The organism is Paenibacillus sp. Y859 (assembly GCF_056786405.1).
On record NZ_JBXCIZ010000005.1, the window covers coordinates 288,900 to 314,638 of the forward strand.

The 25,739-nt window shown below is 41.6% G+C and carries 24 protein-coding genes; 20 read left to right on the forward strand and 4 right to left on the reverse strand.

Translation table 11 applies throughout. From position 1 onward, the window contains the following. Positions 1-87: 87 nt before the first annotated feature. The 4 genes from AC1TO8_RS13950 to AC1TO8_RS13965 all read right to left on the reverse strand — a co-directional run bounded on the left by AC1TO8_RS13950 (position 88) and on the right by AC1TO8_RS13965 (position 3,776). Positions 88-1,008, reverse strand: a complete 921-nt coding sequence (locus AC1TO8_RS13950; RefSeq protein WP_482056263.1) for a phosphoenolpyruvate carboxykinase (ATP) — start codon at positions 1,006-1,008, stop codon at positions 88-90. Positions 1,009-1,102: 94 nt separating this feature from the next. After that, positions 1,103-1,231, reverse strand: coding sequence for a paeninodin family lasso peptide (locus AC1TO8_RS13955; protein ID WP_482056224.1), 129 nt, complete (start codon positions 1,229-1,231; stop codon positions 1,103-1,105). Between the two features lie 15 nt (positions 1,232-1,246). Continuing rightward, positions 1,247-3,196, reverse strand: a complete 1,950-nt coding sequence (locus tag AC1TO8_RS13960) for an asparagine synthase-related protein (RefSeq protein ID WP_482056225.1) — start codon at positions 3,194-3,196, stop codon at positions 1,247-1,249. A gap of 160 nt (positions 3,197-3,356) precedes the next feature. Continuing rightward, complete coding sequence (locus AC1TO8_RS13965; RefSeq protein WP_482056226.1) at positions 3,357-3,776, reverse strand: VanZ family protein; 420 nt, start codon at positions 3,774-3,776, stop codon at positions 3,357-3,359. Positions 3,777-4,065: 289 nt separating this feature from the next. Here AC1TO8_RS13965 and AC1TO8_RS13970 point away from each other — a divergent pair, with 289 nt between their 5' ends. From AC1TO8_RS13970 to AC1TO8_RS14065, 20 genes are all read left to right on the forward strand, one after another. Continuing rightward, positions 4,066-4,821 carry a YveK family protein gene (locus AC1TO8_RS13970; protein WP_482056227.1) on the forward strand — a complete coding sequence of 252 codons (756 nt, stop codon included), beginning with the start codon at positions 4,066-4,068 and terminating at the stop codon, positions 4,819-4,821. After that, positions 4,802-5,491 (forward strand): CpsD/CapB family tyrosine-protein kinase, encoded by a 690-nt coding sequence (locus tag AC1TO8_RS13975; protein ID WP_482056228.1) that lies wholly within the window; start codon positions 4,802-4,804, stop codon positions 5,489-5,491. The genes AC1TO8_RS13970 and AC1TO8_RS13975 overlap by 20 nt, the downstream gene beginning before the upstream one ends. 262 nt (positions 5,492-5,753) lie before the next feature. Then, a complete protein-coding gene (galU, locus tag AC1TO8_RS13980) occupies positions 5,754-6,644 on the forward strand; it encodes a UTP--glucose-1-phosphate uridylyltransferase GalU (protein ID WP_482056264.1) in 891 nt (296 codons plus the stop codon). Positions 6,645-6,753: 109 nt separating this feature from the next. Continuing rightward, a complete protein-coding gene (locus AC1TO8_RS13985) occupies positions 6,754-8,106 on the forward strand; it encodes a lipopolysaccharide biosynthesis protein (RefSeq protein WP_482056229.1) in 1,353 nt (450 codons plus the stop codon). A gap of 1 nt (position 8,107) precedes the next feature. After that, the gene (locus tag AC1TO8_RS13990; protein ID WP_482056230.1) at positions 8,108-9,067 is read left to right on the forward strand and encodes a polysaccharide pyruvyl transferase family protein; all 960 of its coding nucleotides are present in this window, start codon (positions 8,108-8,110) and stop codon (positions 9,065-9,067) included. Positions 9,068-9,076: 9 nt separating this feature from the next. Next, positions 9,077-9,265 carry a hypothetical protein gene (locus AC1TO8_RS13995; RefSeq protein WP_482056231.1) on the forward strand — a complete coding sequence of 63 codons (189 nt, stop codon included), beginning with the start codon at positions 9,077-9,079 and terminating at the stop codon, positions 9,263-9,265. 69 nt (positions 9,266-9,334) lie between these two features. Further along, positions 9,335-10,264: a glycosyltransferase family 2 protein gene (locus AC1TO8_RS14000; RefSeq protein WP_482056232.1), complete on the forward strand. Its 930-nt coding sequence runs from the start codon at positions 9,335-9,337 to the stop codon at positions 10,262-10,264. Beyond that, positions 10,243-11,667 (forward strand): O-antigen ligase family protein, encoded by a 1,425-nt coding sequence (locus tag AC1TO8_RS14005; protein ID WP_482056233.1) that lies wholly within the window; start codon positions 10,243-10,245, stop codon positions 11,665-11,667. Before AC1TO8_RS14000 ends, AC1TO8_RS14005 begins: the two co-directional genes overlap by 22 nt. A gap of 1 nt (position 11,668) precedes the next feature. Next, positions 11,669-12,451 (forward strand): SGNH/GDSL hydrolase family protein, encoded by a 783-nt coding sequence (locus AC1TO8_RS14010; protein ID WP_482056234.1) that lies wholly within the window; start codon positions 11,669-11,671, stop codon positions 12,449-12,451. After that, positions 12,448-13,602 carry a glycosyltransferase family 4 protein gene (locus tag AC1TO8_RS14015; protein WP_482056235.1) on the forward strand — a complete coding sequence of 385 codons (1,155 nt, stop codon included), beginning with the start codon at positions 12,448-12,450 and terminating at the stop codon, positions 13,600-13,602. Before AC1TO8_RS14010 ends, AC1TO8_RS14015 begins: the two co-directional genes overlap by 4 nt. 502 nt (positions 13,603-14,104) lie before the next feature. Next, positions 14,105-14,998 carry a glycosyltransferase family 2 protein gene (locus AC1TO8_RS14020; protein ID WP_482056265.1) on the forward strand — a complete coding sequence of 298 codons (894 nt, stop codon included), beginning with the start codon at positions 14,105-14,107 and terminating at the stop codon, positions 14,996-14,998. Positions 14,999-15,412: 414 nt separating this feature from the next. After that, positions 15,413-16,600 carry a glycosyltransferase family 4 protein gene (locus tag AC1TO8_RS14025; protein ID WP_482056236.1) on the forward strand — a complete coding sequence of 396 codons (1,188 nt, stop codon included), beginning with the start codon at positions 15,413-15,415 and terminating at the stop codon, positions 16,598-16,600. Beyond that, the gene (locus AC1TO8_RS14030) at positions 16,597-17,793 is read left to right on the forward strand and encodes a glycosyltransferase family 4 protein (RefSeq protein ID WP_482056237.1); all 1,197 of its coding nucleotides are present in this window, start codon (positions 16,597-16,599) and stop codon (positions 17,791-17,793) included. The genes AC1TO8_RS14025 and AC1TO8_RS14030 overlap by 4 nt, the downstream gene beginning before the upstream one ends. Beyond that, a complete protein-coding gene (locus tag AC1TO8_RS14035; protein WP_482056238.1) occupies positions 17,793-18,932 on the forward strand; it encodes a glycosyltransferase in 1,140 nt (379 codons plus the stop codon). The genes AC1TO8_RS14030 and AC1TO8_RS14035 overlap by 1 nt, the downstream gene beginning before the upstream one ends. A gap of 1 nt (position 18,933) precedes the next feature. Further along, positions 18,934-20,310 carry a sugar phosphate nucleotidyltransferase gene (locus AC1TO8_RS14040; RefSeq protein ID WP_482056239.1) on the forward strand — a complete coding sequence of 459 codons (1,377 nt, stop codon included), beginning with the start codon at positions 18,934-18,936 and terminating at the stop codon, positions 20,308-20,310. Between the two features lie 63 nt (positions 20,311-20,373). After that, positions 20,374-21,543 carry a nucleotidyltransferase domain-containing protein gene (locus tag AC1TO8_RS14045; RefSeq protein ID WP_482056240.1) on the forward strand — a complete coding sequence of 390 codons (1,170 nt, stop codon included), beginning with the start codon at positions 20,374-20,376 and terminating at the stop codon, positions 21,541-21,543. Positions 21,544-21,578: 35 nt separating this feature from the next. Continuing rightward, the gene (locus tag AC1TO8_RS14050) at positions 21,579-21,872 is read left to right on the forward strand and encodes a lasso peptide biosynthesis PqqD family chaperone (RefSeq protein WP_482056241.1); all 294 of its coding nucleotides are present in this window, start codon (positions 21,579-21,581) and stop codon (positions 21,870-21,872) included. Beyond that, entirely contained in the window at positions 21,872-22,354 is a 483-nt protein-coding gene (locus AC1TO8_RS14055) for a lasso peptide biosynthesis B2 protein (protein WP_482056242.1), read from the forward strand. The genes AC1TO8_RS14050 and AC1TO8_RS14055 overlap by 1 nt, the downstream gene beginning before the upstream one ends. Positions 22,355-22,376: 22 nt before the next feature. Then, positions 22,377-24,182, forward strand: a complete 1,806-nt coding sequence (locus tag AC1TO8_RS14060) for an ABC transporter ATP-binding protein (RefSeq protein WP_482056243.1) — start codon at positions 22,377-22,379, stop codon at positions 24,180-24,182. Positions 24,183-24,429: 247 nt separating this feature from the next. Beyond that, a complete protein-coding gene (locus AC1TO8_RS14065) occupies positions 24,430-25,638 on the forward strand; it encodes an MFS transporter (protein ID WP_482056244.1) in 1,209 nt (402 codons plus the stop codon). Positions 25,639-25,739 lie beyond the last annotated feature (101 nt).

The window sequence follows — 25,739 nt, forward strand, 5'->3', positions numbered from 1 at the left end:
AATGATGGACAAAGAAGCAATTTCAGAAAAAAGTAGGCGACCTCATTCCGATAGAATACCGTGAAGAAATCGCCGTTTGCCACTCTTTTATTTCCTGATTGCATTTAGCACCATATCGGTCAGCTGATGAACGGTAGACTCATGTAATGGGCGCCGGAGTTGGTAAGTGTCGATACTTCCGGACATACGTGCTGTCGTATCGAAATGCCAATGGGTTAATCTGCTATCTGGAAGGAAAAAATTACGGTATGTATGGCGATAAAGGAGCGGAAGTCGCTCTAACTTATCTATTACTCGAATCTCGGCGTGGCTACAGTCTGTCTTGATCAACTCAAATATACCTGCTAGAGGAAGGGTGTTGGTAGAAAAGTGAGAGGTGACGGGGATGGCATATTTGGTCTCGCGGTCGGACACTGGACGGAATTGATCCGAATTCATGCCGAAGGTATCTAAGCTCTCTTGCCAAAGCTTCTGCTGTGGATAGGCTGGCGTCACATATGGGATATTGTTGGAACCGAGCGTAACAGCGATAACGTCGTCAGTTAATAATTGGAATCCCCTTTGAATAAAGGAGGAGGCGAGCGTAGACTTGCCATGGCCGGAATCACCGATGAATGCATAAGCTTTATCGTTAATAACTACTGCACTGCCATGAAGAGGAAGGATCCTTCTCTGCAGTAGAACAGCACCCATGCATGATCCAAGAACATATAGTCGGATCTTATCCTCGTCCGCACCCTTCTCGGGCGAAATAGTGATGATTGTCCCACCCTCGATGGAGAAAATGGCCAAATCCGAGATCCAGAACATGATTAGATTCTTGGTTACTGCGAATTTTCTCGGTGGGACAGAAAATTCTAACCATTTTTCACTTAAGTCAGCATAGCGGATGGTAATATCGACAATACTGTCAGGGGTGTCTATCTGTTGCAGTTCAGGTAGTTGGATGTCACTTTGTATGGAATACCCGAAGGCTTTATAAACGGTCTTGCTCATTGTATGAACCACTGTCTTCACCCCATTGCTTATAATAAGAATAAAAGAGGAAAGCCCTAATACCCAATCAGGAATATAAGGGCTGTTCTTCAAGAAGAATGATTTCTTAGGATGTATAATGTATCGTTTCATCAGGATCCGGTTGGAATGCATCAGGTCTATTATTACCAGGGCCAGCCATCGTCATGTTAATATCAAGTACTTCCAATGCAGGTACGTTCCATTCTTTTTTCATTGTTGTCACCTCCCTTCAAAAGTTTTTTTGGAGAAATCGATACACGATTAAGCTACGCATTAACACCTTGATGGTAGGGTCGTACGCCTGATTAGGATCAAGCCCATAGCGGGCTTGGGTTAGTGCATCATGGAAGACAGGCATGTTGATGATCTGTTGCATTCGAGAATCACGACTCAGATGCTCAAGCTCCTCAATAAAAACAGGCCATTCTTTAGACATTCGATGGATAGAATCGGCTGCTTGAGTCCCTTTGGTACGTTGATTGAGGCGGATGGGATCAGGGAGCCAACCTTTCGTAGACCGTCTAACCAATGCTCGATCCATGCCATTCTGAACGAATTGTTCTATGGGAGTCGACAGGCAGAACCGAATTACCCGCAGATCATTGGTTGGATCATGGCCCGTTAATGAATACTTAAGAGAGAGCTTACATGTACTTGTCCCTGAGATACTCCACATATTCACGCGGTCGAAATGCTGCCTTCTTGCTTCAAGTGGATCTGCTGGAAGATCTAGAGTGGATCCAATACCAGTGAATTTACTGTCTCCAAGCTTGTCATATATTCCGGTTTGCCTCGCATAATCTGAATTTATTAATTCCGGAAAAAGATTATTTGTGTTGGTAGGTCTTATTCGTTCCACAATAGGGTATGCTTTGCGGCTAACAATGGAATAAATACGTTTACGTCCGACTCCGACATTCTTGCTGAATAGATTGATCTCTTGGGATAAGCGAAGCCATTCAAACCTCTTCATAAGCATGCTATAATACTCGATTGCGGGCCCCCAAGAAATACTGTAATTTCCTCTGGCTCCGTTGAGTAGAGTACCGATTCCTTGCTGTTGTGCTTCCTCAAAGATTCCTCTCAACCAGAATGAGTTCTCGAAGAACTTGTAGGGGGACTCCATGATGTCAAGCCAATCATCTATTTCCGAGAAAGAGCTTCTTCCTTTGAAATCCAAGTAATTGTCGTTTATGTTTCCTACATACTGTACGGTCTGATGTATGAGTGGTCTTTCGTCCGCGAGCCTGTGCTTCGGTGTCCAATCAACGAATCCATCATCAGGGATGTAACTGAAGGTATGAAGCATGCGGTTATCATTCTGTAAGGTTTTGGCTGCGAAACTAACGACTGCACCTGAGTCTAATCCTCCGCTAAGATGAGCACCGATATTTCCGCTAGTGCGTTGAATCCTTGCCGTAACAGCTTTATTGAACACGTCCCGGAATTCCTCTTCATACTCTTGCGATGATGCAAGATGCAGAGGAATTACATTTGCAAGGCTATCGTACCTAGCAATAACCACCTTATTATGCTTGATGCATAACGTATGGGAAGGTGGTAACTGCTCAATATTTTTATAGATAGTAGTTGAAAGTGTCGGTGGCTCGAACACACCGCTGATCGCTAGAAATTCGGCCAGCCATTGTTCGTTAAGCTCTTTATGTATATAAGGCAAAGACAACAAAGGGTGGATTACAGTGCAGAAAGATAACTGCTGCTCATTGCGGTGATAATAGAGTGTTCGAGCACCTGAGAAATCCCTCGCACCAAAAAGCTGCTTCTTTCCTTCATCCCAGATTACGAAGGAGAAATCTCCGACCAGTCGTTCGGGCATTCGTTCACCCCACTGCTCATAAGCAAGGAGTAATACTTCACTGTCTGTCATGCTTTTCCTAAGGTTATGTAAGACTTGCAATTGATCCATTAGTTCATCTCGGTTGTCAATGATGGCATCTGCTGTTATGGCAAGCCCGCGATACGAATCGTAGTAAGGCAGTGTTTCGTGAATGGACTGCTCCGTGATCCACTGCGCATGGCAACCAAGCATAATGTGATCCTTATGCCATATTGCGCTTTGATTTGTTGGATACTTTTTCAAAGCTTCCATCATAAGGTCGCTATGATCGATCTGAAGCGGTTCCCCATTGAAACGATAAATACCGGCTATTGCACTCATTCGGTCTTCCTCCGTTATGAACTATCCATTGACTTTAATATCAATTAAGTAACAGATGTGAGTGATACGAAATGTATCACTGGAGTTATCATATAACAAGTATACAATTTGTAGCAAGTGTTTTTTTTATTATTTATGCAATTTCAAAAATCATTGATTATTAATTATGTTTCTTATAGACCTTGAGCTTATGCGATAACAAGATAAGACATAGTAGATAAGCAAAGAGAATGCCAGCTGAATCGTTAGCAATGTCATAGATCCGACCACCCCGAAAGAAGAATAGCTGGAGAATTTCGGTCACGGCTGCATAGATCATGGAGAAGAAGAAGGCGGATTTAGTTTTTCCGAAGTTTGACGCAAGCAAAGCAAGGATAAAGAAACCGATAAAATGTCCTATTTTCCTCTCAATCCAATCATGACTTGTCCATTGAAAATCAAGCCTCAGTAGCTCCGACCAATCAGGAGTCGGATTGAACTGGAAATCAACCACATGATATCTGATGAGTAGATGTAGGTTAACCGAGCAAGTGAAAACGAACAGAACGAAAGCCCATATACCAGTAAGAATAATACGCATATAACATCTCCCTTTGTGAAAGCGCTTCTATTATATATTCTGTTTTCAGGAATTATAAAGTGATGAAAATTTCGATACAAATTGTAACTATTCGAGTTAGTATATAGCAGATCTAGAACCATTTCAAGATCGAAATTATAGATAAAGTCTTGACATGATACATATTGTATCGTAAAGTATGGAATATCAATGATACGAATTGTATCATAAAAACTTCAAAAATGAACTCTAGTAATAGAATTTTGTCTGTTACACATATTCTACAAATGAAGCGAGGGATTGCAAGGGAATGGAACTCAAACAGTACTTTAGAATTATTCAGAAGAAATGGTGGCTGATCTTAGCAATTGTTGTCATTGCAATCGCAGCGACAGGAGTCAAAAGCATGTACTTTACAACACCGATCTATTCGGCGAACGCCAAGCTTATCGTTAATCAGTCCGTTTCGGCGGGGGAAGTGGCATTACTTAATACGGGTACTATACAAACAAGTATTAGCCTTATTAATTCTTACAAAGAGATCATCCGGTCATCTGCCATTATGGATAAAGTTGTTGACAGATTCCCTGAATTAGGAGCTACTTCCAGAGAGATATCTTCAATGATATCTGTTACTTCAGCGAACAATTCACAAGTGATGAATTTAGTCTATCAGGATAGTTCGTACGCCAAGGCCGCCGCGATCGTAAATGCAGTTTCTACGGTATTTAAAGATGAAATACCACACATTATGAATGTAGACAACATCACCATTTTAAGCGAGGCAGACACGACTGTATCCCCTGCTCCTATTAATATTAATTCGATGATGAACATTATAATCAGCCTTGTCATTTCGCTTATGCTGGCGATTGGACTGATATTTCTACTAGATTATCTTGACGATACGTTGAAGACAGAAGCTGAAATTGTTGGAATCTTGGACGTTCCGGTACTAGCGGCTGTAGGGAAGATCACCAAGGGTGATCAGAAGATCTCCCGGAAGACGAAAGCATTACAAAAACAAAAAGCAGGTGAGAGCAAGTATGCGACGATCAATCAATAATAACGGCTTAATTGTTTCAATGAATCCCGAATCTCCCATATCGGAAGTATATCGATTACTTCGAACCAATATCAATTATTCTTCTAATGATCAGGTATTGAAGACCATCATGGTCACTTCATCCCAGGAAGGAGAAGGTAAGACCACAACGATAAGCAACTTGGCTATTACCTATGCACAGGAAGGCAAGAATGTGCTTCTTATTGATATGGATATGCGTAAGCCGTCACTACACCATATTTTCTCCCAGTCGAATCATAAAGGCTTAAGTACCGTGTTAACAGGACTCATAAGTGTAGAAGACGTGATCCAGGAAACCATGGTCAGTAATTTATCGTTACTACCTTCCGGACCGGTACCCGCTAATCCATCGGAACTCATTGATTCAAAAATAATGCGGGAAATGCTGGAGCAACTAGGGCAGGAATATGACGTTATTCTCATGGACACTCCTCCGGTATTAGCTGTAACAGATAGCGTCATAGCTAGCACATTATGCGATGGCGTTGTTATGGTGGTTGCCGTAGGCAAGGTGAAGAAAATTCATTTGAAAAAAGCCAAAGAACGGTTGAGTCATGTTAATGCACTAATGCTGGGTGTTGTACTTAATCGGATCGATCAAGATGACCAACCGGACTTCTACATGGGTTATTACGGAATGAAGGGATAAACAACTAGAGAGGTGTTCAGGTAAGTAAAGGTAATGTCTACTGCACCTCTATCACTGTAGGCACTCGTTCACGCTGTGGGTCTTAAGGACCTTAGACATTATTGTCGAGGGTGTGATGTGAGGATGGGTTCAATGCCCTTATTAGAAAGTCTAGCTATGCTCTTCTTTGAATGAAGAGTGCATAGCTAGGCCTTTCTACAACTAAGACATTCATATTGGTATTTCGTTAAAAGAATAATTAAAGATGGGTAGTGGATGAATGATGAAAAGAGTGAAAAAGGCAATTATTCCGGCAGCAGGCCTTGGGACACGCTTCTTACCTGCAACGAAGGCGATGCCGAAGGAAATGCTTCCGATTGTCGATAAGCCTACGATTCAATACATTGTGGAAGAAGCGGTAGCAGCAGGAATTGAAGAAATTATCATCGTGACCGGAAAAGGCAAACGCGCCATTGAAGACCACTTCGACCATGCGTTCGAGTTAGAGAATAACTTGTTCAGCAAAGGGAAATTTGATCTGCTTGATGAAGTTCGTCGTTCCTCTAATGTAGAAATTCATTACATACGTCAGAAAGAGGCAAAGGGACTTGGACATGCGGTATGGTGCGCCCGTAAATTTATTGGTAATGAGCCATTCGCTGTGTTGCTCGGAGATGATATCGTACAGTCCCAGACACCTTGCATCCAGCAGTTGGCAGAGCAGTTCGATCAAGTTCGGAAGTCTGTGATTGGCGTTCAAAGTGTTCCGCATGACCAGACCCAACGCTATGGAATAGTAGCTCCATTGCACAAGTACGGTCGTTTACATGAGGTGGAGTATTTTGTAGAGAAGCCACCGGCAGGCAAGGCGCCGTCAAACCTGGCGATCATGGGCAGATATATATTGACTCCGGAAATATTCGGATTTCTGGAACAGCAAGAATTAGGAGCCGGTGGAGAAATTCAGCTGACGGATGCTATACAAAAGCTGAATGAGAGTCAAGGCGTGTATGCATACGACTTCGAGGGAATCCGGTATGATGTAGGCGAGAAGATGGGTTTTATTATGACTACGCTCATCTTTGCACTACAGAATGAGGAACTTCGTATACCACTGCTGCAAGGTATGGAGAGTATTCTCGAACGAGAACATCATGTCAAAACAATTCGCTAATGAAGGCATTATTTTATTTTAAGCTCTCTATTCAAGCAATAAAAAAATGTATTACCGCAATGGATCTCTTGTTGGTATCCCGCACTATAAGTAGGGGTTGATAAAAGTTATGTCACAATTAGCGATACAAAAAGTTTTGAAAGGGAATGGGCTATTTCAGACAATATTCCGAACTAGCACAACAAATTTACTGGTCATTATTATTGGAACATTAATCTCCATATTGACGGCTCGCTTGTTTGGAGTCGCTGGAAAAGGGGAGTTTTCTGCTATTCAGTTTTGGCCAACTATGCTCGCCGGACTTGTTGGATTTGGACTTCCGACATCCCTGATTTATAACTTAAAGCAATCGAGGGGAAACGGGGGGGATTTCATACGGGCTGGTTTTTTGTTTCAATTACTGGTCTGTATTATAGTAGGAATTGTTGCGTGGATATGGATTCCTACGTGGCTCGGAAGTTATCCAGAAGATATAGTTAGAATAGCACAATGGTATGCGGTGTTTACGGTACCTATTATCCTTGCCTTTAATTTAATTTCTGCGTTGGCACAAAGTAAAGGCGATTTTAGAACTTATAATGGAGTGAAATTATTTGCTCCACTTTGCAATTTAGCTGGATTAATTATTCTTTGGATGTTGGGTAGTTTAAGTATTTATTCTGCTTCTATAACCTTATTAGCAACCAATTTATTGATCATTACATGGTCATTATACAATGTAAGAGACACATTACAAATTAATTGGTTCAAAGGTTTTGTGAATGAAACAGCATATAAGTATTTGTTTGGATATGGCAGTAAAGTGTTTGGAGTTGAATTGCTCGGAACACTTTATAATCAATTTGATAAGATCATAATTATCTCTATGTTAAGTGCAAGGGATTTAGGATTTTACACAGTTGTCTTTGCATTATCCCGTGTATTTAATTCTGTCCAAATGGCGATAACAAATGTGATTTTTCCTACAGTAGCGGGCATGGAAAAGGATAAAGTCATTGCTATGGTCGGACGGACATTTAGACTATCTATGATGTTAATGGTAATTATCTTGATTCCTAGTATGTTTATAGGCCGCTATCTTATGGGGATTTTGTTCGGAACAGAGTTTCTGGAAGCTAGTAATACATTCTACATTCTTTCTGTTGAATGTATCCTAGGAGGGGGGTCATGGATATTAGCTTCTTCTTTCAACGCATTAGGACGTCCGGGGCTTATCTTAATACGACAAATCATTGCTTTGACAATAACTGTAGGGTTACTATTCGTGTTAACTCCCCTGTACGGATTAAATGGAATTGCAATTGCATTACTAATAGGTGCTCTCATTAGAATGGTAGTGACAATGGCATCCATGAGAATTGTATTTAATGTTCAGGTGAAGAAAATGATATTTGATCGAGAGGATCTCCAGTTTTTGATGGATAAGATGAAAGTGAAAATACAGCGTAAAGGAGAAAGTTAATATGGTAAGTAGTGAACAGAAAATTCATCCTATGAATGTACTGAAAAATCAACTTTGTCAAATCTTAAGCGTTATCCCATCGGGTTCTAAAGTTTGTTATGTTGATTATCCTATTTATAGCAACGGTGGCGACCTGCTAATTATGAAAGGTACGGAGGCGTTCTTCCGAGAATATAAAATTCATGTCCGAGCACGTTACAGTGCACTAGATTTTCCCGAAAACTTAGAGATTCCTAGTGATCATATTATAGTATTCCAGGGAGGAGGGAATTTTGGGGATCTGTATCCCGTGCATCAGAAACTTCGCGAGAGGGTCATTATGACATATCCCAATCATCGCATTGTTATATTACCACAGACAATATTTTATAAAAATGAGCTTGAGTTAGAAGCAACAATGCAAATACTCAATGGACATAAAGATATTCACCTCTATGTCCGGGATTCGTTGTCCTATGAGATAGCAACCAGAAAACTGAATGAGTGTTCTGTTTATTTATCGCCTGACATGGCCCATCAACTATGGCCAATTCGAGAGAAGAATCGACCCAATAAAGAGATACTTAGCTTTTTCCGGACAGATATCGAAAAAACGAGAGAACAGGAGTCGATCGAAGCGCAAGGCAGTGTCGATATTTTGGATTGGGTTTCTTTGTATAATCGTATTGAGAGAAAATTAATTTATCTAATTAGTAGAGCAATACAAAAAGGGAGTATTCCGATACTAATGCAAGTCATTTGGAGTAAGTATTCAGATTACTTGGTATATAAAGCAGTTAATCGATTTAGTAGGTATCAGACGATACATACCTCAAGACTGCATGGTCATATCTTGTCTTGCTTAATGGATAAGCCAAATATACTTCTTGATAACTCATATGGAAAGAACTCGAATTATTATTATGCTTGGACTAGCAAGGTCTTAAATGTGCAATTGATTGTGAACAAGGAGGAATATTAGATATTTTTCTTGATTCTATATATCTTCTGGTGTGATGCATACGATTTCGAGGGAATCCGTTATGATGTTGGCGAGAAGATGGACTTAATTATGACTATGTTCAGTTTTGTGCTACAGAATGAGGAATTACGTATACCGCTGTTGCAAGGTATGGAGTCTATCCTCAACCGAGAAAATCTTGTTAGAATAAATCGGTGATGATGAAACAGCGTTTCGAAATGAAGGTTACTCCCGAATTCAGTATATAAAATATGGAGTGTTTAAAGAATGAATATGACCATTAGTGTAATTGTTCCAACGTATAACAGAGTTGATATCCTATCGAATTGCTTAAAAGGACTATCAGATCAAAGAACACAAGCGGATGAAATTATTGTAGTCGTAAGAGCTGAAGATATAAGCACACTGAAATGTCTTTCAACGGTGTCTGTTCCTAATTTGAAAGTGATCTTTGTGGATATGCCAGGGCAAGTGGCAGCACTGAACGTAGGGGTCAGAGCGGCTTCTAGCTCTATAATTGCCATAACAGATGATGACACTATTCCCCATCCCGACTGGCTTGAGAAGATTGTTAGACATTTCGAACGAGATATCTCAATAGGCGGAATTGGAGGGCGAGATATCGTGTATCATCGTGGTCTACCGGTAGAGGCTAGCAAGACGACCGTGGGTAGGATCACGTCCTTCGGCAGAATAATCGGTAATCATCATATCGGAATGGGTGACGTACGGATGGTACACATACTGAAGGGAGCGAATATGAGCTTCCGTTCAGAAGCATTACAAGGACTGGAATTTGATACGAAGCTTAAGGGAACTGGTGCGCAAGTTCATAATGATATGGAGTTCAGTTTGTCTGTGAAGAATAATGGATGGAACTTAATCTATGACCCAATGGTGTGCGTGGATCATTATCCAGCGGAGAGATTTGATGAGGATAAAAGAAATAGCTTTAATGAAACAGCTTGTTTTAATATGTCACATAATGAAACATATGCGATATCTAAGCATTTTGGGTTGATTAATAGATCGATGTATTTAATTTGGGTGTTGATTGTAGGAAGTAAGTCGTCACCTGGGGTGGTGCAGTGCATCAGGATGCTACCCCGTGAAAAAGGCGTGGCATTGAAGAGATTAATTATAGCGTTTAAAGGAAGATGGGGTGGCTGGAGAACATGGAGAGGATCTTTGGAATAAGATATTGGAAGAGGGAAGTCTACCGAAGGGTAAATGTACTAACACAAATAGGGTTAATCACTACACTAGGTGTTCTGATTGGATTCGTCAGTTCCGTCGACTCTATGCATATGAAACTTATAGAATTGGCATTCCTACTCTTTAGTATGCTGATTGGACTTCACATTCAGACCAAAATCCCCCATATCTTTATTCCTTATACGCTCTTGATATGGACGATAAGCCCTGAGGTAAGACGCTTGCTTGATTGGTTGTTTCAGTCATATAGTAATACGTCTATTATCATGCTGACACCGTACTGTGTCTCTTTGATTCTACTGGTACCAACGCTTAAGCATTACAATCGGATCGACCCAAATATAAGAATGATAATAAAGATCATAGGGGCGGCATTGATATATGGGTTCATCCTGGGATCCTTGAAGTATGGGCTGTCTTCTGTGTATGAATTGTTGAACTTATTTGTTCCATTTCTGGTTCTGGTATACGTGAATGTCAGTCAATTCGATAACGAGGTATTGGACAAATGGTTGCGAAGCTTCGCTTACCTTGCGGTCCTCGTCGGAGCCTACGGCATCTACCAATACTTGGTTTTGCCACCTTGGGATCATTTCTGGATGATTAGTGCTGACATAAACTCAGTGGGGATTCCGGAACCCCAGCAATTTCGGGTGTTTTCCCTGCTGAACTCTCCTGGCCCTACCGGCATGTTTCTGGGATTTGCACTGGCGGTTATGATCGTACAGAAAAAATGGAGAGCGTTTGGTATTGTTGGAATCATGATTGTAGCGTTCGCCTTGCTGCTTACTTTGGTTCGGGTTGGATGGATAGCATGTGTAATAATGATTGTTGCATACTTTGCCCGTTCTCGACTAAAGAGCAAAACACAGCTACTCACTTTGAGTATTATTATGGTGCTAGCGTATGTATTTGTCCTTCCGATACTGCCGGGTGCGGATCAGGTGACATCGCGTTTTAGTTCATTCGAATCATTGGAGGAAGATCACTCTTTTAACGAACGATTGGTTTTTGCTAAATATATCATTTCAGATGTGATAGCTCATCCTGTCGGAAGAGGACTAGGCAGTTCGGGACTAGGAGTCAAACTATCTCAGAGTTCTGATACCTTGGCTGTGTTCGATAATGGTTATTTAAATCTATTTTACTTATTCGGGTTTCCATTGGGACTTGCTGTAATACTGCTATTGGGATATCTCTTTTTGATTCTTTTTAAAATCAGCAAAATAGAGAAAAGCTTTGCCCCGATTTCATTTGCAGCTATCAGTGCGACGCTATTTCTTTTATTAGGTAGCAATGTACTGAGTGGGCTAAGTGGTTATATTCTGTTACTGATTATTTCGCTCGCGTTTGCGAAAACACCTTTGAATCGGAGGGAGGTTTAGTATGTTAATCGTTTTTATAGGCGATTCCATTACTGAAGGATTGGGCGTCATTCGCTCCAACAGCAATTATGCAAACTTATTACAAACCCAGTTAAAGACTATAGTTTCTCAACCTGTCGACATTATGAACTTGGGTGCTAGTGCTATGCGGGTAAACGAGTCGAGAGAGAGATATGAACAGCGTATTTTGGAATTACAGCCCGACTTGATCGTGTTTGCTCATGGAATTACTGAAGCGATCGTGAGGGAACAGAAGCAGTATTTGAAATGGATGCCCAATCGATGGCGAAGACCTGGTTGGCTGGATCCGAGACCCTATTATTCGAATCGGAAGATTCGGAGATGGCTGGAAAAGCTGGAGTCGGGGCTTCGCTGGAGAGTGAAGGTGGCCCTGATTAAAGTGTTTGGTGGCAGGCAGTGGATGAGCTTAGAAGAATTTAGACAGCACACAACGGATTTTGTTCTGTACGTTCTGAATAATAGCGTGCAGACCCAAATTATATTGCTTACACCAAGCGATATCGATGAGAAGTACTTTCCGGGATCACCGGCTTCGATGCAGAGATATCGAAGAGTACTGCACGATATTTGCGAGAATGGGAAAAAGACGAACAGAATATTTCTATGTGACGCGTCGCAATCTTTACATAAATGGAATGATTATTTGGAAGATCGCTTCCATCCGAACGAACTGGGCCATAGCAAAATTGCCAAAGCGCTTATGAACACGATTCGTGATCATTCGATGGTTACTGATCATGCAAAGCAGGAGGTAACCCAATGAAAATCTGTTTTGTTACGCACAAGGTGAAGAAGGGCGACGGACAAGGCAGAGTCAACTATGAAGTCATTATAGAGGCCTTGAAGCAAGACCACGAAGTAATTGTGATGTCTTCAGAGTTGTCAGAGGACCTCCAGAATCATCCTAAAGTAGAGTGGATCAGGATTAATGTTAAAAAAATACCGACTCATTTGTTGAGGAATCAGTTATTTGCAATTATCTCTTCGATCTCGATCTGTCTTCGCCAACGCAGTATCGACTTGGTTGTGGTCAACGGATTTATTACTTATGCAAGGTCTGACATTAACTGCGTACATTTAGTTCATAGCACATGGGTGAAATCCAAATACCATCCGTTTCGGGAGCAGAAGAATATTAGAACCCTTTACCATATCGTATACAATGGTATTAATGCAATTCTGGAGCGAGTTGCACTGAAGCGAACCCGACACATTATTGCCGTATCTGATCAAGTAAAGCGGGAACTTGTAAGCGATGCGAAGATAAAAGATAAGCAAATTTCGGTGGTGCACAATGGTGTTGACACTACTGAGTTCTATCCGCGGAAACTCAATCGCGAAGATTATAAGTTGGATCAGCATACGACCTATGCATTGTTTGTGGGAGATCTGAATTCTGGGATAAAGAATCTGGGTACCGTAATCCATGCGTTAACCGAGGTGGAGCATATCCACTTGTTGGTGGTTGGATCCGCTGAGAAAAGTCCCTATCCGAAACTCGTCGAACAATCAGGGATCGGGCATCGCGTCCATTTTCTCGGCTACAGGAAAGATATCGCGGAAATTATGTCACTTGCCGACCTGTTTATTTTCCCTTCAAGATACGAGTCGTTCTCGCTTGTGATTCTGGAGGCGATGGCGTCAGGCTTGCCCATCATCATGAGCAATCGCTGCGGTGTAGTTGAGATTCTATCCAAGGACTCCGCTGTTGTTATGGAAGATCCCGACGATGTCCAGGCCCTGATTATCGTGCTTAGGGAGCTAGCCTCGAACCCAGAAAGGCTGGAGAGAATGGCATTACGAGCGAGGGAAGATGCGCTCCGAAATGAGTGGGGAACGATGGCAATCAAATATATAGATATATTTAGAGCGACTACAAATGCAGTCAGATTATCTGCTGATAACCAGGCCTGAAAGGATATCGTATGGCGAGAATACATTTGTTACGATTATTCGAATAGCAACACTTGGACTAAATGTAATTCAGCGTATCCCTATTCAGAATGAGTGAAGTAAAGAATCTATGTAGTAGGATATATTAAATAGGAAAACAGAAATGAAGTAATAGATTGAATATTTTTGATAGACCCAATCATGTCAAATAGTCCTGTAACATCATGATTAATTTAGCATTTGAGCAGGCAAGATTGGGTCATTATGTGTCGGTTGCATTCGAGGGATATGAGACTGCTAAGGACGAACATTATTAACATGATCAGACAAGAAACCGGATCTAATTATTTAAGCAATATAGTCCATCTACATATGATGACTGGAATACTAATATAGATAATTATATGATTCACTCTCCGCATAAAGCATTTCTAAAAATGATCTATCTCGATTCATAAAGATACGAACTATTAAATGAGATAATAATGAATAAATAAATTATTTACTAGAAAGGAAAATGGAAATGGAAATTTCAGTTGTTATTCCGACAAGGAACCGACCTGATAAGTTACTAAAATGTCTTCAAGCATTGGAGATTGCGAGAGAACATATCATGTTTACTGTATTTGTATGTGATTCAAGCATGGAAGATGAGATTTACCAAAGTGTTGTCAATGTGTGTAATTCTTTTAGTTTTGTTCAAGTGTTTAGACATTCTGGAAAGAACGTTGCGGCAGCTAGAAATTTTTGTGCTAAAGTTGCAACAGGAGATTTAATCATTAATGTTGATGACGATATTTATGTTGAACCAGAGTCTATTCTCGAACTTTATAGCAAGTATATTTCTGAGAGTGGTTGGAGAGTGGTTGCGGGAAGTGTTGCCTGGGACAATGAATGGAGCACACCAGTTGTAATGAGACCAATTGGTTATGCACGTAAGGCAAATCCTGATGAAGGACCGAGTTTTATTATAGGTGCTTTCTTTATTTATCCGAAAATATTAGCGGATACCCTACCTTGGAATGAAAGAGTACGCACATCGGATGATAGGTTCATGGGGGCATTATGGCGGAGTAAAAAAATACAGATGTTATACGAACCAAATGCGAGGGCATTCCATGACCACCAACATACAAGTTACGGAGCGGAACATCAAGAATCCCATATTTATGTGAATATGTTTGATGCTATTGTTGCAAACTTTAATATCATGAGAGCTTTAAGTTATCAATTTCTAGGATTTATAGCTGGATTGAAGAAGTATAGAAATGATTTCGGTGAAATAATTAGATTTTTTCGTGCGTGGTTGAAAGGAAATTACAAATTCATAAAGGATTTAAAATATCTTTACACTTATAAGAAAATTGTACTTATAGACAATGAGAACAATCCAATAAGAAACAAGATGATGGGTTGAATAGGCTGGAAAGTATTTAGAACTACTGCAAAAGAGCATTAATAAACATTTTATAATCGATCAGATGAGAAAGCCGGCAAATGATGCAGGCTTTTTTTTGATTAGTGGAAAATAGTCAATTAAACAAGGGAATAACTACACATATATGAAGTCATGATTGCTTCTCTCAAGACATTTGAGAGGGTTTCAATGATAAAAAAACATGTGAATATGAAGTTCAAAAGGGTGTGTCTACACCACTTACATAAAGATCCAATTGTTAGTAGTAGTCGAAGTTAGGTAAGCGGGGTGTGTCATAACATAACCGGTGTAGACGGATATATTAATACCACCTAAAGCCCTAGATAAATTATTAGTAGCTATCACGAGGATTTACGTATCAGTTAATTCTTACTAAAGAAAAGAGAGATAATTATGAAAGTACTTTCGACCGGAATGGGATGGATAGATATCCAGCATGGCGGATTAAACCGATACTTTGCCGATTACACAAAAGCGATGAAAGAACACGGACACTCTGAACTTGGGTTAATTGTGGCTCCTAAAGGAGCTGATCTCCCTTCGGACAGGAATATTCAGAATGCAACAAATGAAGTAGAGGTTAACCATTTCATACCTCGGATGAGATCAGTACAACAGCATGCTAAACAAGCTATAAGCAGCTTTCATCCAGACGTATTTAATCCTCATTTTGCCTTCTATACAACAATGGTTACAAGAGGTCATATCCCCGCCCATATCCCGATTGTTACTCATTTCCATGGACCATGGGCAATGGAATCTAGAGTAGAAGAAAAGACGAATGCAGGCGCAATCAAAGAAACGAAGTTCTGGATCAAGAAGCAAGTAGAACAATTGACTTACCGCCGTTCGGATAGCTTCATTGTCCTAAGTGAGTACTTTCGAGACGTATTGACTGAAACGTACGGAGTAGATGAGAGAAAGATAAACATTATACCCGGTGCGGTTGATCATAATCGCTTCCGACCTCATCATAATCGTGAGGAACTAAGGACACAACTAGGTATTTCCTCAAATCAACCTTTGCTGTTCTGTATTAGAAGGTTAGTTCGAAGAATGGGAATTGACCGTTTGATACATGCCATGGTCGAAGTAGTTCGTGTTCAGCCAAACGTCCAACTGTTCATAGGGGGAGATGGACCGATGCGGACGGAATATGAAGAACTCATCGTTCAACTCGGACTTTCTTCCAATGTGAAATTGCTTGGTAGAATTTCGAATGAGGAACTCGTGCAGTATTACCAAGCAGCGGATGTCAGCTTAGTTCCAACCCTCACATTAGAGGGATTCGGACTTATTACTATAGAATCTCTTGCCTGTGGAACACCAGTGTTGGGAACTCCTTATGGGGGAACGAGAGAGATTTTACATCAAATATCTGACGATTTAATGTTTAAAGACGGAACATCTGAATCTATTAGTAAGAAGATTATTGATGTCCTGAATAAGGATTCTTTCCTACCTTCCCGGGAAGCGTGCAGAGAGCATGTGCTGAATCGCTATACATGGGGGAGAGTGGCGGAAGCTGTGACCGATGTATTCACAGAAGAAATTGGAAAAAGGAAGGAATTCAAAAGATGAGAATCGCCTTTTATAACCATACGAGCACAATCAGCGGAGCGGAGATTAGTCTGCTGTTGACTGCCAAACATTTAGAAAATGCCCATCCGATATTGTTTGCACCAGAGGGAGAGTTGCTACAGAGAGCGCGCAGCCAAGGACTAGAAGTCGTTGCTTTGCCCAGTTTCCGAGCGAGAATAACTAGAAATCCGCTCCTTCTTGTTCTCTATGTTATGGGAATGTTGTGGGCAGGATGGAGACTAGCGCTTCTTATGAGAAAAAGTCAGGTGGATCTCATACATGCCAATTCAATAAGAGCGGGCATTATGGCAGGCTTATTCAGATGGTACCACCGACTGCCAGTTGTATGGCATTTGCGAGACATGCCTCCGCAGGGCTACATTGGCAAGCTTATCCGAAAGTTCGCAGGGAGTAGCGCTCAGGCACTCATCGGTATTTCCGAATCTGTCATTCAAGGGATAGATCATCCTTCTGTAGAAGGACGGTGTCATCTTGTGCATAACGGTGTGGAACTAAGGAGTTTTAATACCGAGGTAAGACAAGGGTTAAGAAAAAGAATCCGTTTAGAATTAAGAACACCGCAGGAAGCACGAGTGTTGGCGATTATAGGTCAGATTGCTCCGTGGAAGAGACAAGAAGATGCCATAGAAGCATTCGCCAGACTTGTTCGTGAGGAACGGAACACAGTTCTATGGATTGTCGGAGAAGCCAAGTTTAGGCAAGAGAATGAACAATATCTCGACAAACTGAAAGAGAAGGTTAAATCGCTACACCTTGAAGATAAAGTGTTATTTACAGGATTCAGAGAAGATGTATTGGAGATCTGCTGTTCAGCAGATCTCCTTTTATTATGTTCAGACCATGAACCCTTCGGAAGGGTCATTATTGAAGCTATGTCACAAGGGACGCCTGTCGTAGGGACGCGAGGAGGTGGCGTACCTGAGATCATCCAACATGGTGTGAATGGATTGATGTATGAGATCGGGAATGTCGATGAACTTACACATTGTATCCGGCAGGTGCTCGATGATGAGATCGTATGGTATACGCTTAGTCACAATGGACTTGAGCAGGTCCGAGAGAGGTTCTCTATCGTACAGACTACTCAAAAGATTGAACTGATTTATCAGCAGTTATTGGCGAGACCGGGCATCGAATTGCCGGAACATCAGCGTGCTAGGGAGATGATGTAATGCGAGATCTGAAAGTAGCCATTGTGCATGATTATCTCAATCAAATGGGAGGAGCGGAACGGGTAGTGGCTGTATTCCACAAAATGTACCCTGAAGCACCTATTTATACAACAATTGTAGATCGAAATAAACTGTTTCCCGAATTAAGAGATGCTGACATCAGGACGTCTTGGATGCAGCGAATTCCAGGAATATTAGGGAAATTCAAAATGTTCTTCTGGTTATACCCATTCGCGGTAAGTTCAATGAACTTGAAGGGATACGACCTTATTCTCAGCTCCAGTAGTGCGTATGCGAAAGGGGTACACAAAGACAGAGAGAGCATCCATATCTGTTACTGTCATACACCTATGCGCTTCGCATGGAACTATGAAGCGTATATGGAAAGCGTTCAAGTGCCTAATACCGTGAAAAGACTTGCGAAATGGTTGATTAAACCTCTTCAGATATGGGATAAGCACAACTCCAAGCGGGTTGATCGATTGGTTGCGAATTCTACCATTGTGAAAGAGCGAATCAGAGAATGTTATGGAATGAATGCTCAGCTTATTTTCCCACCGGTTGAGATTAGCCGGTTTAGCATCAGTAAAGGGAAGTCGGAAGATTACTTTCTAGTTGTCTCCAGGTTGGTATCGTACAAAAGAATTGATTTGGCCGTGGAGGCTTGCACCCGACTGGGTCAGCTTTTACTCGTAGTTGGCGATGGTCCAGATCGGCAGAGACTTGAACAGCTAGCAGGCGATTCCGTTATTTTTCTTGGGAGAAGTAGTGATGAAGAGGTCGTCCAATACATGCAACATTGCAAAGCGCTGATCTTTCCTGGGATTGAAGATTTCGGTATAACACCACTTGAAGTTAATGCATGTGGCAGGCCGATCATTGCTTACTGTGAGGGTGGAGCCCTAGACACGGTTGTAGATGAACAGACAGGATTATTCTTCGAGGAGCAATCGGTAAGCTCGTTAATGGCAACGATCGATCAGTTCGATCAATATCAGTGGAATCCAGAACATATTCGGCAGCATGCTGAGCAATTCAGTGAGCAAATATTTATAGAACGGCTTCAGTCCAGCATTGATGGTCTGTTGGGAACAAGAGAGATCAATTCCAAGATTACGGAAGCGGAAGGGAGCTATTAACATGCATATCGTTCTATTGTCAGGAGGAAGCGGAAACCGATTATGGCCTTTATCGAATGAGACACGTTCCAAGCAGTTTTTGAAAATATTGGATAGCGTAACTGGGCAGAGGGAGTCGATGGTTCAGAGAGTATGGGGCCAGCTTGGCAAGATGAATTTACAAGAGTCCTCGGTAGTGGCAACCGGGAGATCACAGGTAGAGCAACTTCAGAATCAGCTTGGACTTGAAGTGGAAATGGTCGTCGAGCCTGAACGAAGAGATACGTTTCCTGCTATTGCACTGGCGGCAGGGTACCTGTATTCCGTTAAAGGTGTGAGTCTAAATGATATTGTCATCGTACTTCCAGTTGATCCGTATGTAGAGGATCATTTCTTCGAGAAAGTGAAGGAGTTAGAAGCTCTAATGCTGGAAACTAAAGCTGATCTGGGATTAATAGGTGTCTCACCGGATAACCCCTCCTCGAAATTTGGCTACATCGTTCCCCAATCAACATCGAATGTAGACAATGGGATGGAATTTTACGAAGTTAGCCATTTCGTTGAGAAGCCTGAAGAACAAGTTGCTCTTCAATTGATGGAGCAGTCTGCCCTGTGGAATTGCGGCGTGTTTGCTTTTCGCCTCGAATATGTCATTAATCATCTCATAGAGCAGTCACTTCCCATTCAATACGACGAATTGCTTCATCAGTACAACCGAATGGAAAAGATAAGTTTCGATTATGCCGTGGTGGAAAAAGCAAAGAATATTATTGTTATGCCATATAAAGGAATGTGGAAAGACTTGGGGACTTGGGATGTGTTAACAGAGGAAATACACACGTCCATCATTGGAAGAGGTACATTGTCCGACGATTGCTTGAATACGCATGTTATTAATGAATTGGATATTCCTATAACAGTCATTGGTGCTCCGAATTTAATCGTTGCGGCTAGCCCAGATGGGATTCTTGTATCTGACAAGAACGCCAGTATTCGAATTAAGGATGTTATGCAATTTGGGGATCAGCGACCAATGTATGAAGAACGCCGTTGGGGACGTTATCGAGTGTTGGACTACATTAAATATCCGAATGGCAATGAAGTGTTGACCAAACGTATATGTATTCTTCAAGGGAAGAGTTTGAGCTATCAATACCATCTATTACGTCGGGAAGTATGGACGGTGGTATCCGGACAAGGCGAAATGATATTGGATGGCAAAGTGCGTATGATCGGAATGGGGGATGTGATCGTTATTTCACCTGAAGAGAAGCATAGCTTACGAGCTATGACCGATATCGAAATCATCGAGGTGCAGACAGGCAGTGAATTGATTGAAAATGACATCGTGAGATTGGCCATGAATTGGGAGGAAATAATTGATATTGTTTCGGTCTGAAAGAGGATTTCATGAATAAGTCATATATGTTGATAATATCGAAGCGATCGTGAGGTAAGAACATTGATATTAGATGCAATTAAATTGGACCTGAGTGAAGTATCCAAAGAATTATCTTTTTTACTCTTTATTTTACGTGAAGATATGCTCGATGAGACTAGCATTAAGGAATATACAGTGGATGTAGACTGGAAGCTATTTGTGAAGCTCGTTATGCATCATCGGGTATATCCTCTTGTATATTTGAAGTTGAAAGGACTTGACCCCCTCATTATTCCTACTATCGTTATGGAAGCACTTCAACAGCAATATCATAACAACACAATGAAGATGCTACATCTTAGCAGGGAAATGAATCATATTTGCAAAGCATTCGCCAAGAGTGGAATACGTACTCTTTTACTAAAGGGTCCTATTCTTGCAATACAGCTCTATGGAGATTTGGCGCACAGGACATCCAAAGATCTAGATATTCTAGTTCCCGCAGAAGATGTGGAGAAGGCTGAGGAAATACTGGCACAGCTTGGTTACGAGTCAAAGGATGAGCATATATTGGACAATTGGAAGAAGAAATCACATCACCTATCCTTCGAGCATAGTAAGCATTTTGCACAAGTTGAAATTCACTGGCGGTTGAATCCTCATTTCAGTGAGTCATTCTCGTTCGATCACCTATGGGAACGTAAGAATGATGTGACATTGTCCAATCAAACGTTTCACAATTTAGGCAATGAAGATCTGCTCCACTATCTTACTGACCATGGTGCCAGGCATGGCTGGTTCCGATTACGTTGGTTAATGGATATTGAAAGGTTGCTACCTACAATAAACAGTGGAAATATGAAATTTCATTTCGATCAATATGGCGGACAGCAATACGTAGGGCAGGCATTTATCCTATTATCGCACCTGCTATCAACGAAGATCCCTCATGATTTAGAATTATTGACGATAAGCACTAAATCACACCGACTAGCAGAAATGGCCCTCTATTATATAACAAGAATCGTTAAATTAAATCCGGTACCAGAGAAAAGTGTGGCTTGGCATTATAATCGCTACTTATTTAAGTTAATGTCGGGAAAACAGAAATGTACTTATCTTGTTAACAAGCTTTCTCCCAGCTCACAAGATGCTTTATTATTGCCATTGCCTAAAACACTTCATTTCCTCTACTTCCCACTTCGACCTATTCTTTGGTTCTTGCGTCGAATGAAACATCAATCCGTATAAACTGTGTCTTATCTTAATAGAGGAGGTTACTATTCATGAGCATTGAATTAATCACAACGGATGATCTTATCGTACAATCTGAGGGTTTCATGGTAAGCGATATGGATGGCGAGAAAGTGATGCTGAGCATCGAGAACGGCAAATATTATAATCTCGGGCAGATCGGTGGCCGGATTTGGGAACTTCTGGCTTCCCCTGTTACCATTGCAAGCATGGTAGAGCAATTAGTGATGGAGTATGAGATCGAACATGATGTGTGCGAGAAGCAAGTATATACATTCATGCAGCATCTTGCATCCGAAGGACTCGTGCAGGTGAGTAAGCAATAATGAGTTGGTATAAGAAAGTACGCAGATTTAGTTCTTATCCTCTTGTTGTGAAGTGGATGTTCGTAGAAGCTTATTTCTACCTGGCGTGGGGAAGGGTGATGAAGTTATTACCTTTCTCCAAAGTGGTCCCTTCCTTAGGGGAGCGTATGAAGGAAACGCCAAATACGACTTGTACGGAGCAGGACTTGTTTCTGTTACGTAGAGTGTCGAAGGCCGTCCATGCGATGAGTCGTGTAACATGGTGGGAGAGTCAGTGCTTGGTCAAGGCCATAGCAGCGATGAAGATGCTAGAGCGAAGAGGAATCTCGAGTACCTTATATCTGGGAAGTGGCCGAGATGACCAGGGACAGATGGTTGCGCATGCTTGGCTGCGTAGCGGCTCTTACATTGTGACAGGTAAAGAAGGACACGAGAGGTATGCTGTCGTAGGGATATTTGGGAGTAGCAACCATTCTAAAGCTCTAGTGTCTATGAAGCGGTAAACCGCATAAGGAGTTATTTATAATGAAAGATCTATTGTATTTCGTTCGTAAAATGCAGCGTGTCGCAGGGTTTAAACTGTATTTCAATATGTTCATGACGTTGATCATAAGTTTACTGGACGGCATTGGTATCTATTTGATCGTTCCACTTCTCAGTACTATAGGCGTATTTGATATGAATATGGATGGAATACCGCTGGTCTCATCACTAAAATCTTTAATAGAGTCATGGTCATTTGAGTTGAATTTACCGATTGTACTGGCTATATATGTTGTCATTGTGGGGGGGCAAGCACTACTCCAACGAAGCCAGATTTTGTTGAATTCTAGAATTCTGCAAAGCTTTATCCGTACACTCCGGATCGAGACGTATCAAGGATTGATACAAGCGAAATGGGAGTTCTACCTGCGCAAGCGTAAGTCAGACTTCAACCATATTATGTCTAATGAACTTGCGCGTGTGAATTTCGGCACCTCTTTATTCTTACAGATGATCTCTTCCGTTATTTTCACAATAATACAGATCGCTCTTGCCTTGTGGCTGTCACCGATACTAACGGTGGTCGTACTGGTCAGTGGCGGGCTATTGGCCCTTTATTCACGTAAATTTATTAAGAAGTCGAAGCGTATTGGTGAAGATACAACAGAACTGTCTAAGTATTATTTCGCAGGGATCAGCGATCATTTCAATGGTATTAAGGATATTAAGAGCAATAGATTGGAGCAGTCTCATATACACTGGTTCAGAAATTTGTCTGAAAGAATGGAAAATAACTTTATCCAGTTGGGAAAGGTTAATTCCCTGTCTCAGCTAATTTATCGAATATCCTCTGTAGTATTGGTTGCCGGCTTCGTCTATCTGGCACTTGAGGTTATTCATACTCCAGCCGAACAATTAATTATCGTTATTCTCATCTTCTCACGACTGTGGCCGAGGTTTATTGGCATCCAAGCGAACACCGAGCAGCTTGTAACTAATTTGCCAGCATTTCAAGCGATGCGCAAGCTACAAATAGAATACGAGGCAGAGAAGGAACTCGGAGATATTGTATCCATTGGTGAGCCTGTTCGATTGAATATGAAATACGGAATAGAATGTAGGGATGTGAACTACAGGTACGATTCCAAAGAACTCGTATATGCTTTGCGTGATATTAATGTACATATACCCGCTAACCGCATGACGGCAATCGTTGGTAAATCAGGTGCAGGCAAGAGCACGCTTATTGATATGTTGATGGGGCTAATTCATCCGGAGAATGGGCAAGTAATGATTGACGGTGTGTCACTTAAAGATGATCAGCAGCTTCTGTCTCTACGCAGTTCGATCGGATATGTAGCACAGGATCCGTTTCTCTTCAATGAGAGTATTCGTGATAATCTGAAGTTGGTCAATCCTTCTGCTAATGATGACGAGCTATGGGAAGCATTGAAATTCTCTGCCTCCGAACAATTTGTACGTAAACTTCCTCAAGGACTGGATACGGTAATCGGTGACCGGGGGATCCGATTGTCTGGAGGAGAACGGCAACGGATTGTGTTAGCAAGAGCCATATTGAAACGTCCTGCCATTCTTGTGTTAGATGAAGCGACAAGCGCGCTAGACAGTGAGAATGAACGATTGATTCAAGAGGCGCTGGAACATCTGAAAGGAAGCATGACAATTATCGTTATCGCTCACCGACTATCTACGATTCGCAATGCGGATCAGGTGATAGTCATGGAGGAAGGTCAGGTTATTCAACAAGGCGGATATCAGCAACTATCGCAGGAGAGTAAAGGTACCTTCAGACAGCTACTTAATTATCAGACGGGTGCTCAGATGTAAGTAGCCCGTGAAGTAATCACTGATAAGCGAGAACCAGAAAAAACATGTATGTCTAATATGGGCGGTATGATGCAAAAGGAAGCTTCTCATGAGTTCATTGAACTTGTGGGAGGCTTCTTTTTTATGCCAATTGTGAGGGAGATCATTAATATTGTGCGATAAATAGTATTGCTCAATATAGTCGCAATGAGTAATATGAGTAAGGTATGTTCAATATAAAATAGAGATAAATAGGATGGAGAGCACCATGAAGACAACACATCAGAGCGCATTAATTTTCTCATTTACTTTTATGGCTTTTATTCTGGGTACGACGGAGTATATTATTGTTGGCTTACTCCCGGAGATATCCGCGAGCTTCGGGGTTACGCTAGCGACAGCTGGGGCCTTGATATCTGGCTTCGCGATCGCTTATGCAATTGGCACACCCATTATGATGTCCTTGTGCAGCCGATTTCCGAAGCGGATTATGATTCTTGTATCGCTTGTATTGATTCTGCTGCTGAATTTATGGAGTGCTATTGTTGGAACTTACAGTATGCTACTGGTGACTAGAATAGTTACTGCCGTACTATGTGGTTTTGTTCTTTCTATAGCAATTACGGTAGCGAATGAAGTGGTTGACCGGGAGAAGAGAGGTAAAGCGATTGCTACAATGTTGAGCGGCTTCGCTGTCGCGAATGTATTAGGTGTGCCGATCGGCACTTTTGTAGGGCAGTTTTTTACTTGGCCTGCAGCATTTGTTCTTAATGGAATATTAGCTGGAATTGCCATAGTGCTAAATTATGTCTATGTTCCACGCAAACTACAGAAGCCTGTGCCCAGCTCACTCAAGGATCAGATCGCACTGTTCACGAATGGACGTATTATTCTTGCGTTTCTCATTCCGGTTACGGCAGTGGGAGCCGTATTTGTGGTGTACACTTACATTACACCGATACTGGTGCAAGTGATGAATATTCCTAAGAGCTCGGTGAGCGGTGTCCTGTTAGTATATGGGCTTGCCACGATTGTCAGCAACTGGATTGGAGGCAAGATTGCGACTGGGAATGCGGTAAGTAAGCTTAGATTCGTATTTCTTGTACAAGCTTCGGTCTATATCCTCTTTAGTATGACCGCATCGATCTCAATTCTAGGAATGATCGTACTAATTGTTCTAGCCACAATGTCAAGTATTGTGAGTGCACCCGCCCAGCTCTATTTGATTGATTTGGCCAAGCAGTCCTCACCAAAAGCGAAGGACCTCGCTGCAACGTTGAATCCAGTAGCCTCTAACTTAGGAATCGCAGGTGGATCTGCGATTGGTGGTGTGGTAATCCAACATGGAGGATTAACCTTCCTTCCTGTAGCTGCTGCCATCCTAGCGATATCGGCATGTGTGATTGCGTGTATATGTTACAGGTTGGATCATCAAAGTCAAACAGCGGTTATCGGTCAGAATCAAAACTTAACCTGAAGAGCAGATTTGCTTAATAAATACCTGGATACTGCAGACAAAATAGGAGTAGAAGCCTAAGTGTATCTACACCATATCTTAATAACAACAAGCGTTGCACT

Excerpts from the sequence above, each read along its gene's own strand:
- AC1TO8_RS13955 (WP_482056224.1), bottom strand. The coding sequence starts at position 1,231 with ATGAAAAAAGAATGGAACGTACCTGCATTGGAAGTACTTGATATTAAC.
- AC1TO8_RS13960 (WP_482056225.1), bottom strand. The coding sequence starts at position 3,196 with ATGAGTGCAATAGCCGGTATTTATCGTTTCAATGGGGAACCGCTTCAG.
- AC1TO8_RS13965 (WP_482056226.1), bottom strand. The coding sequence starts at position 3,776 with ATGCGTATTATTCTTACTGGTATATGGGCTTTCGTTCTGTTCGTTTTC.
- AC1TO8_RS13970 (WP_482056227.1), top strand. The coding sequence starts at position 4,066 with ATGGAACTCAAACAGTACTTTAGAATTATTCAGAAGAAATGGTGGCTG.
- AC1TO8_RS13975 (WP_482056228.1), top strand. The coding sequence starts at position 4,802 with ATGCGACGATCAATCAATAATAACGGCTTAATTGTTTCAATGAATCCC.
- galU (WP_482056264.1), top strand. The coding sequence starts at position 5,754 with ATGAAAAGAGTGAAAAAGGCAATTATTCCGGCAGCAGGCCTTGGGACA.
- AC1TO8_RS13985 (WP_482056229.1), top strand. The coding sequence starts at position 6,754 with ATGTCACAATTAGCGATACAAAAAGTTTTGAAAGGGAATGGGCTATTT.
- AC1TO8_RS13990 (WP_482056230.1), top strand. The coding sequence starts at position 8,108 with ATGGTAAGTAGTGAACAGAAAATTCATCCTATGAATGTACTGAAAAAT.
- AC1TO8_RS14000 (WP_482056232.1), top strand. The coding sequence starts at position 9,335 with ATGAATATGACCATTAGTGTAATTGTTCCAACGTATAACAGAGTTGAT.
- AC1TO8_RS14005 (WP_482056233.1), top strand. The coding sequence starts at position 10,243 with ATGGAGAGGATCTTTGGAATAAGATATTGGAAGAGGGAAGTCTACCGA.
- AC1TO8_RS14010 (WP_482056234.1), top strand. The coding sequence starts at position 11,669 with ATGTTAATCGTTTTTATAGGCGATTCCATTACTGAAGGATTGGGCGTC.
- AC1TO8_RS14015 (WP_482056235.1), top strand. The coding sequence starts at position 12,448 with ATGAAAATCTGTTTTGTTACGCACAAGGTGAAGAAGGGCGACGGACAA.
- AC1TO8_RS14020 (WP_482056265.1), top strand. The coding sequence starts at position 14,105 with ATGGAAATTTCAGTTGTTATTCCGACAAGGAACCGACCTGATAAGTTA.
- AC1TO8_RS14025 (WP_482056236.1), top strand. The coding sequence starts at position 15,413 with ATGAAAGTACTTTCGACCGGAATGGGATGGATAGATATCCAGCATGGC.
- AC1TO8_RS14030 (WP_482056237.1), top strand. The coding sequence starts at position 16,597 with ATGAGAATCGCCTTTTATAACCATACGAGCACAATCAGCGGAGCGGAG.
- AC1TO8_RS14035 (WP_482056238.1), top strand. The coding sequence starts at position 17,793 with ATGCGAGATCTGAAAGTAGCCATTGTGCATGATTATCTCAATCAAATG.
- AC1TO8_RS14040 (WP_482056239.1), top strand. The coding sequence starts at position 18,934 with ATGCATATCGTTCTATTGTCAGGAGGAAGCGGAAACCGATTATGGCCT.
- AC1TO8_RS14050 (WP_482056241.1), top strand. The coding sequence starts at position 21,579 with ATGAGCATTGAATTAATCACAACGGATGATCTTATCGTACAATCTGAG.
- AC1TO8_RS14055 (WP_482056242.1), top strand. The coding sequence starts at position 21,872 with ATGAGTTGGTATAAGAAAGTACGCAGATTTAGTTCTTATCCTCTTGTT.
- AC1TO8_RS14060 (WP_482056243.1), top strand. The coding sequence starts at position 22,377 with ATGAAAGATCTATTGTATTTCGTTCGTAAAATGCAGCGTGTCGCAGGG.
- AC1TO8_RS14065 (WP_482056244.1), top strand. The coding sequence starts at position 24,430 with ATGAAGACAACACATCAGAGCGCATTAATTTTCTCATTTACTTTTATG.